Origin of the sequence: Bacteroides acidifaciens (assembly GCF_024623065.1) — a bacterium.
GTDB lineage: Bacteria > Bacteroidota > Bacteroidia > Bacteroidales > Bacteroidaceae > Bacteroides > Bacteroides acidifaciens.
Map to the genome: position 1 here is coordinate 1 of NZ_JANJZR010000107.1, position 10,582 is coordinate 10,582.

The following is a 10,582-nucleotide window of genomic DNA, read 5'->3' on the forward strand; positions in this document are numbered from 1 at the left end:
GCAGCTTAAAGAAAATGAACCGAGTTGTATAGTAATGAATAAAAAAGAAGGTGTATCGTGCATTACGACACACCTCCCTTTATGTGTATGAACACCCTCGATTGAGTGGTTGGGTAAAGATTCGAGTAGCCTAACTGGTATTGACATTAAAAACTCATTTAATCTTTATTAAACAATGAAGAGATTTAGGAATATAGCATTGTGTTCGAACATAAAACTAGTTGTCGTTGCTACTATTTTAGGCATTTGTTAATGCGTTGATTTTAAATGGATATATAGAAAACTCCGGGTGATTGTTTAGTTTATTGTTATTTTATTAGTATAGGCTGTTTCTTTTAGTCTATTTGTAACTGAAATATTTCAAAACTGTTCTTTTTGTAGCATTTCTTGGGCTAATAAGTGTTATCGAACGACAAATAATGACAAAGGAAGAATAACCTCCTGAATTTGTTTCTACATTTGCACCGTTGTTTATTTAACTATTTCTTTTGATGATAGTTTATTAGAAATAGAAAATAGATGAACAAAAGCTGAACTTAGCTGTTTATTTATAGTAGTAAAACAGATAAAGCGCGAAATATTCGTTCTTTGCCATACTATTAAGATTCAATAGGAATAGAGAAAGAATTATATAAATAAAAAGATTGCTTATGTCACAGATTATCGGACATATCTCTCAGGTTATCGGCCCAGTGGTCGATGTGTACTTTGAAGGTACGGATGCAGAACTGGTACTACCGAGTATCCATGATGCATTGGAGATAAAAAGGCCAAACGGCAAAATACTGGTTGTAGAAGTGCAGCAACACATCGGTGAGAATACGGTACGTACCGTAGCAATGGACAGCACCGACGGACTTCAACGCGGCATGAAGGTGTATCCCACAGGTGGTCCCATTACAATGCCCATCGGCGAACAGATTAAAGGTCGGTTGATGAACGTAGTCGGTGATTCTATCGACGGTATGAAAGACCTCGACCGCAAAGGCGCGTATTCCATCCACCGCAATCCCCCTAAATTTGAGGACTTGACAACTGTGCAAGAGGTACTCTTCACAGGTATCAAAGTTATCGACCTGCTCGAGCCGTATGCCAAAGGTGGTAAAATCGGTTTGTTCGGTGGTGCCGGAGTGGGAAAGACTGTATTGATTCAGGAACTTATCAACAATATTGCCAAGAAACATAACGGATTCTCTGTATTTGCCGGCGTAGGTGAGCGTACTCGTGAAGGTAACGACTTGCTGCGCGAAATGATTGAATCGGGCGTCATCCGTTATGGCGAAGCATTCAAGGAAAGTATGGAGAAAGGACACTGGGACCTTTCGAAAGTAGATTATAACGAACTTGAGAAATCGCAAGTATCATTGATATTCGGTCAGATGAACGAACCCCCGGGAGCACGTGCTTCCGTAGCATTGTCCGGACTGACGGTAGCGGAATCTTTCCGTGACGCCGGAAGCGAAGGCGAGAAGCGGGATATTCTGTTCTTTATTGATAATATTTTCCGTTTCACACAGGCAGGTTCGGAAGTGTCCGCCCTTTTGGGACGTATGCCTTCCGCTGTTGGTTACCAACCGACACTGGCTACGGAAATGGGTGCGATGCAGGAACGTATCACGTCTACCCGCAAAGGTTCTATCACCTCTGTACAGGCTGTGTATGTGCCGGCTGACGACTTGACGGACCCGGCTCCTGCAACAACTTTCAGCCACTTGGACGCTACTACCGTGCTTGACCGTAAGATTACGGAACTCGGTATCTATCCGGCTGTCGACCCCTTGGCTTCAACTTCCCGTATTCTCGACCCTCACATCGTCGGCCAGGAACATTATGACGTAGCGCAGAGGGTGAAACAGATTTTGCAACGCAACAAGGAATTGCAGGATATTATTTCCATTCTTGGTATGGAAGAACTTTCAGAGGAAGACAAGACGGTAGTGAACCGCGCCCGCCGTGTGCAGCGTTTTCTTTCGCAGCCGTTTGCCGTAGCCGAACAGTTTACGGGTGTACCGGGTGTGATGGTGTCTATTGAAGATACGATTAAGGGATTCAGGATGATTCTGGACGGTGAAGTGGATTATCTCCCCGAACAGGCTTTCCTGAATGTCGGAACAATCGAAGAAGCGATAGAGAAAGGTAAGAAATTGCTGGAACAGGCAAAGAAATAAAAACATAGAGTGATGAAAGAACTGCATTTGAGTATAGTATCGCCCGAGAAGAGCATATTCGACGGAGATGTGAAGATTGTCACATTGCCGGGCACGATCGGTTCGTTTTCCATTCTTCCGGGGCATGCGCCTATCGTCTCGTCATTGAAAGCGGGAACGCTGAGTTACACGACGATGGAAGGAGAGGAGTATACAATGGATATTCAGGGTGGTTTTGTCGAACTGAGTGACGGGACGGTTTCCGCTTGCATTTCCTAAAGAAAAACACAGTGACATGGTGAACATTACTAAAACGAAACGGAATTTTATCGGTTTGCATACTTTGTTTGCAATCTTAAGCGCGACGCTTGGGGCGGTTATTTTACACTTTGCTCTGCCGGGGCATTATTTTGGAGGATATCCGTTCATTCCGGTTTATTTCTATTTATTCGGGTTGTTTAGTATCTATATGTTCGATGCGTGCCGGCTGCATGCCCCGCAGAAATTGTTACTGTTGTATCTGGCGATAAAGATGGTAAAGATGATTCTTTCTATTATTCTGGTCTTGATTTATTGCCTTGCCGTACGCGAAGAAGCCAAGGCATTTTTGCTGACGTTTATCTCGTTCTATTTGATATATCTGATATTCGAAACTTGGTTCTTTTTCTCATTTGAAGTGAACCGGAAACTGAAGAAGAAAAATAAGAATAAAAATGAAACAGTTGCATAACATAGTAGCTCCGTTGGTTCTGTTCTGCCTGATGATGGTAGCCTGCCTGCCGGTTCTTGCACAGGAACAGGCGGGAGAAGTGCCTTCACAGACGCAGGATGCGATTACTCCCCAAGAGGAGGAAGAGCATACGGTGGACGTGAAGGAAATCGTGTTCGGACATATCGGCGACTCATATGAATGGCACATTACGACATGGGGCAAAACGCACATTACTATACCATTACCTATCATCGTTTATAGTGGTAATACAGGTTGGCATGTGTTCCTTTCTTCACGTCTCGAAGAGAATGGCGGCACGTATGAAGGGCTCTCCATCGCTCCCGAAGGAAGTAAGTATGAAGGCAAATTGGTTGAATATAATGCGGCAGGCGAGCAAGTTCGCCCTTGGGATATTTCTATTACGAAAGTGACATTCGCTTTACTGTTCAACAGCGTATTGCTGCTGGTTATTGTGTTGAGCGTAGCGCATTGGTACAGGAAACGTCCGCAAGGAGCCAAGGCGCCGGGGGGATTTGTCGGATTCATGGAAATGTTCATCATGATGGTGAACGACGACATCATCAAGAGTTGTGTCGGACCGAACTACCGGAAGTTTGCCCCGTATCTGCTGACGGCATTTTTCTTTATCTTTATCAATAATATGATGGGATTGATTCCATTTTTCCCCGGTGGTGCGAACGTGACAGGAAATATTGCCGTCACAATGGTGCTTGCAATATGCACATTCCTGGCAGTCAATATCTTCGGAACAAAGCATTATTGGAAAGATATTTTCTGGCCGGATGTTCCTTGGTGGTTGAAAGTGCCTGTGCCGATGATGCCGTTCATTGAGTTCTTCGGAATCTTTACGAAACCGTTTGCCTTGATGATTCGTCTTTTCGCCAATATGCTGGCGGGACACATGGCGATGCTGGTGCTCACTTGTCTGATATTCATCTCGGCAAGTATGGGACCCGCGCTGAATGGCACGCTGACAGTGGCTTCCGTGTTATTCAATATCTTTATGAATGCGCTTGAACTGTTGGTCGCTTTCATCCAGGCTTATGTATTCACCATGCTTTCGGCAGTGTTTATCGGACTGGCACAGGAAGGAGCCAAGGTAAAGGCGGCAGACAAATAGTGAAATAAAAAGAGAGTAAATAAGAAATATAAACCATTTTTAAAACTGAAAATTATGATACTATCAGTATTGTTACAAGCCACTGCAGCAGCAGTAGGAGTAAGTAAATTAGGTGCAGCTATCGGTGCAGGTCTTGCAGTAATCGGAGCAGGTTTGGGTATTGGTAAAATTGGTGGTTCGGCTATGGAAGCTATTGCGCGCCAGCCGGAAGCATCAGGTGACATTCGTATGAATATGATTATCGCAGCCGCCTTGATTGAAGGTGTGGCATTATTGGCGGTAGTAGTTTGTCTGTTGGTATTCTTCCTCTAAGCCTATGTCATTATTATTACCTGATAGTGGCCTGTTGTTCTGGATGTTCCTCTCATTCGGGATTGTGTTCGTGATATTGGCGAAGTACGGTTTTCCCGTCATCATCAAGATGGTGGAAGGCCGTAAGACCTATATTGACCAGTCTTTGGAGGTGGCGAGGGAAGCCAACGCTCAGTTGTCCAAACTGAAAGAGGAAGGCGAGGCGTTGGTAGCTGCCGCCAACAAGGAACAAGGACGCATCTTGAGGGAGGCAATGGAAGAACGTGACAAGATTGTTCACGAGGCCCGTAAGCAAGCTGAGATAGCCGCGCAGAAAGAACTGGATGCGGTGAAACAACAAATTCAGATTGAAAAGGACGAAGCTATCCGCGACATCCGTCGCCAGGTAGCTGTTCTTTCGGTCGACATCGCCGAGAAAGTGCTCCGCAAGAATCTTGCGGATAAAGAGGCTCAGATGGGCATGATTGACCGGATGCTGGATGAAATATTAACCCCGAATAAGAACTAAGGAAGATGGAAGTCGGAATACTCTCAATGCGTTATGCGAAAGCGATGATTGAATACGCGCAGGAAAAAGGTGTGGAAGACAGGGTATATCAGGAATTCCTGATGTTGTCTTACAGTTTCTGTGCCCAGCCCGGTCTGCGCGAAGCACTTGAAAATCCTGTCATCACAATGAAGGAGAAATTGGCACTGGCCTGTACGGCTGCCGATGGTGACGGTAAGTCGACGAGGGAGTTTGTCCGTTTCATCACTTTGGTACTGAGAAACAGGCGTGAGGGCTATCTGCAGTTTATCAGCCTGATGTATCTGGACCTTTACCGGAAACTGAAACATATCGGAACCGGCAAGTTGATTACCGCTGTGCCTGTCGATAAGGAGACGGAAGACCGGATTCGTTCCGCAGCCGCGCATATCCTACATGCCCAAATGGAACTGGAAACGGTGGTAGACCCGTCTATCGAAGGCGGATTTATCTTCGATATAAACGACTACCGGCTGGATGCAAGTGTTGCCACGCAGTTAAAGCGAGTGAAACAACAATTTATTGATAAGAATAGGAGAATTGTATAATGTCTGAAAATATAAGAGTAAGCGAAGTATCCGATATATTGCGCAAGCAGCTCGAAGGAATCAATGCCAATGTGCAACTTGACGAAATCGGTACGGTGCTCCAGGTGAGCGACGGCGTAGTCCGTATCTACGGCTTACGGAATGCCGAAGCGAATGAATTGCTGGAGTTTGACAATGGTATCAAAGCAATCGTGATGAACCTCGAAGAGGACAACGTGGGTGCTGTGTTGCTGGGTCCGACGGACAGAATCAAAGAGGGATTTATCGTGAAGCGTACCAATCGTATCGCCTCTATCCGCGTGGGAGAGGGGATGCTGGGACGTGTCATCGATCCGCTGGGAGAACCGTTGGACGGCAAGGGACTGGTCGGTGGCGACTTGTATGATATGCCGTTGGAACGGAAAGCTCCGGGAGTTATCTTCCGTCAGCCGGTTAACCAACCGCTGCAGACCGGATTGAAGGCTGTTGATGCCATGATTCCTATTGGTCGCGGACAGCGTGAGTTGATTATCGGCGACCGTCAGACAGGAAAGACTTCCATTGCGATTGATACGATTATCAACCAGCGTAGTAATTTTCTGGCAGGCGACCCTGTATATTGTATCTATGTGGCTATTGGTCAGAAGGGGTCTACCATTGCTTCCATTGTAAATACACTTCGTGAGTACGGGGCGCTGGAATATACGATTGTAGTAGCCGCTACGGCGGGTGACCCCGCAGCATTGCAGTATTATGCACCGTTTGCAGGGGCTGCTATTGGTGAGTACTTCCGTGATACCGGTCGCCATGCATTGGTTGTTTATGATGACCTTTCCAAGCAGGCAGTAGCTTATCGTGAAGTTTCCCTGATTCTTCGTCGTCCGTCGGGACGTGAAGCATATCCGGGTGATATTTTCTATCTGCACTCTCGCTTGTTGGAGCGTGCGGCAAAGATTATCAGTCAGGAAGAAGTGGCACGCGAAATGAATGACCTGCCGGACAGTCTGAAAGACATCGTCAAAGGTGGCGGTTCTCTGACCGCACTGCCTATCATCGAAACACAAGCGGGTGACGTTTCGGCTTATATCCCTACGAACGTGATTTCCATCACGGACGGACAGATATTCCTCGAAACGGATTTGTTCAACCAAGGTGTCCGTCCGGCTATTAATGTCGGTATATCCGTATCACGTGTAGGCGGTAACGCTCAGATTAAGGCGATGAAGAAGGTTGCCGGAACGCTGAAGATTGACCAAGCGCAGTATCGCGAACTGGAAGCTTTCTCCAAGTTCAGTAGTGACATGGATTCGATTACGGCTTTGACCATTGACAAGGGACGTAAGAATGCCCGACTGTTGATTCAGCCTCAATACAGCCCGATGTCTGTAGAGCAGCAGATTGCTATTCTCTATTGCGGTACGCACGGTCTTCTTCATGATGTTCCCTTGGATAAAGTGCAGGACTTTGAACGTAGCTTCATCGAATCTCTGCAACTGAACCACCAAGAGGATGTATTGGATGTATTGAGAACCGGTGTTATTGATGATAACGTGACTAAAGCTATCGAAGAGACTGCTGCTATGGTTGCCAAACAATATTTGTAGGAATGGGGAATGAAGAATTGTTGCAGTCTTTATTCGCACTGCACGACAATTCTTCATTTTTCATCTTTAATTCTTAAATTAAAAAGTTATGGCTTCACTGAAAGAAGTAAAAACCAGAATAAATTCGGTAAAAAGTACCCGAAAAATCACTTCAGCAATGAAGATGGTGGCTTCTGCCAAATTACACAAGGCACAAGGAGCCATTGAGAATATGCTTCCTTATCAGAGGAAGTTGAACAAGATTCTGACTAATTTCCTAAGCGCTGACCTTCCTGTCGAGTCTCCTTATGTGAAGGAACGCGAAGTGAAGCGTGTTGCCATTGTCGCTTTTTCCTCGAACACCTCTCTGTGTGGTGCTTTCAACGCCAACGTCATCAAAATGTTATTGCAAACGGTTGGCGAATACCGTACCCTGGGACAGGACAACATCTTGATTTTCCCGGTAGGCAAGAAAGTGGATGAGGCCGTGAAGCGCATGGGGTTCCAACCACAGGAAACTTCTCCCACGCTCTCCGACAAACCGACTTATCAGGAAGCCGCCGAATTGGCGCACCACCTGATGGAAATGTATGTATCCGGTGAGGTGGATCGTGTAGAGATTATCTATCATCACTTTAAATCTATGGGCTTGCAGATTCTTCTCCGTGAAACGTATCTCCCCATCGACCTGACCCATGTCATAAATGAAGAGGAAGAACCGAACAAAGAGGAAGTGGAAGGGCATGAAATAGCAAACGATTATATCATCGAACCCAATGCCGAAGAACTGATAGCCAACTTGATTCCAACGGTATTGAGCCAAAAACTGTTTACTGCTGCCGTTGACTCAAATACTTCGGAACATGCCGCGCGTACGTTAGCTATGCAGGTAGCTACGGACAATGCAAACGAGCTGATTCAAGATTTGACGAAGCAGTATAACAAGAGTCGGCAGCAGGCGATTACCAATGAGTTGCTGGATATCGTAGGCGGTTCCATGAAATGATGTTCTTTTTCTTTCGTATCAAGACGAAAGAAAAAGAATATTAGCTACCTTTGTTGAAAATTTGAAGCACATGGAAAATAACCCTGAACTGCAACTCGCTTGGCAGTTCATAGAAAATACAGGCACACATCTATTTCTTACCGGTAAAGCCGGAACTGGAAAAACTACATTTTTAAGACGATTGAGAGAACAAAGTCCTAAACGCATGGTTGTTTTGGCGCCTACGGGTATTGCGGCTATCAATGCGGGCGGAGTAACAATCCATTCCTTCTTTCAGTTGTCTTTTGCGCCGTTCGTGCCCGATACCACTCTTAACTCGGCACAGATACACTACCGTATTAATAAAGAGAAACGTAACATCATTCGGAGCATGGATTTGCTTGTGATTGATGAAATCAGTATGGTACGTGCGGATTTGCTGGATGCGGTGGATGCGACTTTGCGGCGTTATCGTGACCGTGAGAAACCATTCGGCGGGGTACAGTTGTTGATGATTGGGGATTTGCAGCAGTTGGCGCCCGTTGTGAAAGACAGCGAGTGGGAGATGTTGCGGCATTATTACGAAACACCCTATTTCTTTGCCAGCCGTGCGCTGAGGGAAACTACTTATATGACGATTGAACTGGAAAAGGTATATCGTCAGAGTGATACTTTTTTTCTTTCCCTGTTGAATAAGATACGGGAGAATAAAGCGGATGATGAAGTCTTGAATGAGTTGAACAAACGGTATCAGCGAGATTTTCAACCCCCAAAAGAAGAAGGTTATATCCGTCTGACGACACATAATAATCAGGCACAGCGGATCAATGACCGTGAGCTGGCTTCTTTGCCCGGGAAGGCTTACAGTTTCCGTGCTGAAGTGAAGGATGATTTCCCCGAATATTCCTATCCTGCGGATGAGGTTCTCACTATTAAGGAGGGGGCGCAAATCATGTTCCTCAAGAATGATGTTTCTTCGGAAAAACGGTATTATAACGGTATGATTGGAGAAGTGGTGACTGTCAACGAAACGGGTATGTTTGTACGTGGAAAGGATAGCGAACATGAGTTTCAACTGTTGCAGGAAGAATGGGGGAATTATAAATACGTATTGAACGAGGAGACGAAAGAAATTACAGAAGAAATAGCGGGAGTATTTCGACAGTATCCTATTCGGCTGGCTTGGGCTATTACGATTCATAAAAGTCAGGGATTGACGTTTGAACGTGCCATTATTGATGCGCGTAATTCCTTTGCGCATGGACAGACGTATGTAGCTTTGAGCCGATGCAAGACTTTGGACGGAATGGTGCTGGAATCTCCTTTGCGCCGGGAGGCTATCATTAGCGACAGTGTGGTCGATAACTTCACAAAAGCAGTGGAGCGGAATAAGCCGGGAAACAAACAGTTGAATGATATGCAGAAGGCCTATTTCTTTGACTTGTTAAGTGATTTGTTTAACTTCTATTCTATTGAGCAGGCTTATAAGCGGCTGCTCCGCATGATGGATGAAGACCTTTACAGGCTCTTTCCGAAGCAGCTTGCCGAATACAAGGCTTTGGAACCCCACATGAAGGAAAGGATTGTGGAAGTTGCCCGTCGTTTTCGCAACCAATATACCCGGTTGATAAATGAAAGTGAAGATTATGCCGGAAATCAGGAGTTGCAGGAACGTATCCGTTCCGGTGCCGGATATTTTCGTAAAGAGTTGGAACCGGTTCGTGCCTTGTTCGATAAGACCAATATGCCTCTTGACAATAGGGAATTAAGGAAACAATTGAATGAACGTCTGCAAACACTGGATGATGCGTTGTGCATTAAAGAATCTTTATTGGACACCGTATGTACGTCAACTTTCACCGTTTCGGATTATCTGAAGCAGAAAGCGAAAGTTATGTTAAGTCTCGAAGAAGATTCTTCAACTTCTGCCTCGTCTTCCAGAGTTCCGGGAGAGAAAAGAGAACGGAAAGAACGTGCGGCAAGCAGTCGTTCCGGGAAAGTGAAAGTAGATGTTCCTACGGATATTCTGCATCCGGAGCTTTATCGTGCTTTGGCGGAATGGAGAACAGAAAAGACGCGTGAAGCCAATGTGCCTGCTTATGTCATTATGCAGCAGAAAGCATTGATGGGAATTGTCAATCTGTTGCCGGACACTCCGGCGGCTTTGGAAGCCATACCGTATTTCGGGACGAAAGGAGTGGAGAAATATGGGCTTGAAATTCTGGGGATTGTTCGTAAGTATATGAAAGAAAATCAAGTGGAACGGCCGGAAGTCAAGGAGATATTTATTTCAGCGAAGGAGCATAAGAAAGATAAGAAAAAGGAAGAGAAAAAAGAGCTGAAGAAAGATACAAAAATTGTTAGCTATGAAATGTTCTGTCAAGGGATGAGCATAGAGGAAATTGCTAAAGCGCGTGATTTGGTGACTGGGACGATTGCAGGACATTTGGAACAGTATGTTCGTTCGGGTAAGATTAAGGTGGAACAGGTGGTAAAAGCTGAAAATCTGGCGAAGATACGGAAGTATTTGGAAGAACATGAATATATGGGGATGTTTGCTATTAAAGCAGCATTGGGGCTGACTAAAAAGTCCCCACCGAAAAAAAAGTTCTCTCTATCCGCTGATATGAGAGAACTTTTATGTATATT

10 protein-coding genes are annotated in these 10,582 nt (G+C 45.3%); all 10 read left to right on the plus strand.

The window, feature by feature from the left end:
• Positions 1 to 650 precede the first annotated feature (650 nt).
• Entirely contained in the window at positions 651 to 2,168 is a 1,518-nt protein-coding gene (gene atpD, locus NSB03_RS18805) for a F0F1 ATP synthase subunit beta (RefSeq protein ID WP_024988620.1), read from the plus strand.
• A 12-nt stretch (positions 2,169 to 2,180) separates the two neighbouring features.
• Positions 2,181 to 2,426 (plus strand): ATP synthase F1 subunit epsilon, encoded by a 246-nt coding sequence (gene atpC, locus NSB03_RS18810; protein WP_024988621.1) that lies wholly within the window; start codon positions 2,181 to 2,183, stop codon positions 2,424 to 2,426.
• A gap of 16 nt (positions 2,427 to 2,442) precedes the next feature.
• Positions 2,443 to 2,877, plus strand: coding sequence for a hypothetical protein (locus NSB03_RS18815; protein WP_024988622.1), 435 nt, complete (start codon positions 2,443 to 2,445; stop codon positions 2,875 to 2,877).
• Positions 2,861 to 4,000 carry a F0F1 ATP synthase subunit A gene (gene atpB, locus NSB03_RS18820; RefSeq protein WP_172504312.1) on the plus strand — a complete coding sequence of 380 codons (1,140 nt, stop codon included), beginning with the start codon at positions 2,861 to 2,863 and terminating at the stop codon, positions 3,998 to 4,000. Before NSB03_RS18815 ends, atpB begins: the two co-directional genes overlap by 17 nt.
• A 54-nt stretch (positions 4,001 to 4,054) precedes the next feature.
• Positions 4,055 to 4,312: an ATP synthase F0 subunit C gene (gene atpE / locus NSB03_RS18825; RefSeq protein ID WP_024988623.1), complete on the plus strand. Its 258-nt coding sequence runs from the start codon at positions 4,055 to 4,057 to the stop codon at positions 4,310 to 4,312.
• Positions 4,313 to 4,316: 4 nt separating this feature from the next.
• Positions 4,317 to 4,820: a F0F1 ATP synthase subunit B gene (gene atpF, locus NSB03_RS18830; RefSeq protein WP_024988624.1), complete on the plus strand. Its 504-nt coding sequence runs from the start codon at positions 4,317 to 4,319 to the stop codon at positions 4,818 to 4,820.
• 5 nt (positions 4,821 to 4,825) lie between these two features.
• Positions 4,826 to 5,386 carry a F0F1 ATP synthase subunit delta gene (locus NSB03_RS18835; protein ID WP_024988625.1) on the plus strand — a complete coding sequence of 187 codons (561 nt, stop codon included), beginning with the start codon at positions 4,826 to 4,828 and terminating at the stop codon, positions 5,384 to 5,386.
• Positions 5,386 to 6,969 carry a F0F1 ATP synthase subunit alpha gene (gene atpA, locus NSB03_RS18840; protein WP_172504311.1) on the plus strand — a complete coding sequence of 528 codons (1,584 nt, stop codon included), beginning with the start codon at positions 5,386 to 5,388 and terminating at the stop codon, positions 6,967 to 6,969. The genes NSB03_RS18835 and atpA overlap by 1 nt, the downstream gene beginning before the upstream one ends.
• An 88-nt stretch (positions 6,970 to 7,057) precedes the next feature.
• Positions 7,058 to 7,954 (plus strand): F0F1 ATP synthase subunit gamma, encoded by an 897-nt coding sequence (locus NSB03_RS18845; RefSeq protein WP_024988626.1) that lies wholly within the window; start codon positions 7,058 to 7,060, stop codon positions 7,952 to 7,954.
• A 70-nt stretch (positions 7,955 to 8,024) separates the two neighbouring features.
• On the plus strand, positions 8,025 to 10,582 hold a 2,558-nt coding region (locus NSB03_RS18850; RefSeq protein WP_257466575.1), incomplete at its 3' end, for an HRDC domain-containing protein.

Excerpts from the sequence above, each read along its gene's own strand:
- NSB03_RS18835 (WP_024988625.1), top strand. The coding sequence starts at position 4,826 with ATGGAAGTCGGAATACTCTCAATGCGTTATGCGAAAGCGATGATTGAA.
- atpE (WP_024988623.1), top strand. The coding sequence starts at position 4,055 with ATGATACTATCAGTATTGTTACAAGCCACTGCAGCAGCAGTAGGAGTA.
- atpA (WP_172504311.1), top strand. The coding sequence starts at position 5,386 with ATGTCTGAAAATATAAGAGTAAGCGAAGTATCCGATATATTGCGCAAG.
- atpC (WP_024988621.1), top strand. The coding sequence starts at position 2,181 with ATGAAAGAACTGCATTTGAGTATAGTATCGCCCGAGAAGAGCATATTC.
- atpF (WP_024988624.1), top strand. The coding sequence starts at position 4,317 with ATGTCATTATTATTACCTGATAGTGGCCTGTTGTTCTGGATGTTCCTC.
- NSB03_RS18845 (WP_024988626.1), top strand. The coding sequence starts at position 7,058 with ATGGCTTCACTGAAAGAAGTAAAAACCAGAATAAATTCGGTAAAAAGT.
- atpB (WP_172504312.1), top strand. The coding sequence starts at position 2,861 with ATGAAACAGTTGCATAACATAGTAGCTCCGTTGGTTCTGTTCTGCCTG.
- atpD (WP_024988620.1), top strand. The coding sequence starts at position 651 with ATGTCACAGATTATCGGACATATCTCTCAGGTTATCGGCCCAGTGGTC.
- NSB03_RS18815 (WP_024988622.1), top strand. The coding sequence starts at position 2,443 with ATGGTGAACATTACTAAAACGAAACGGAATTTTATCGGTTTGCATACT.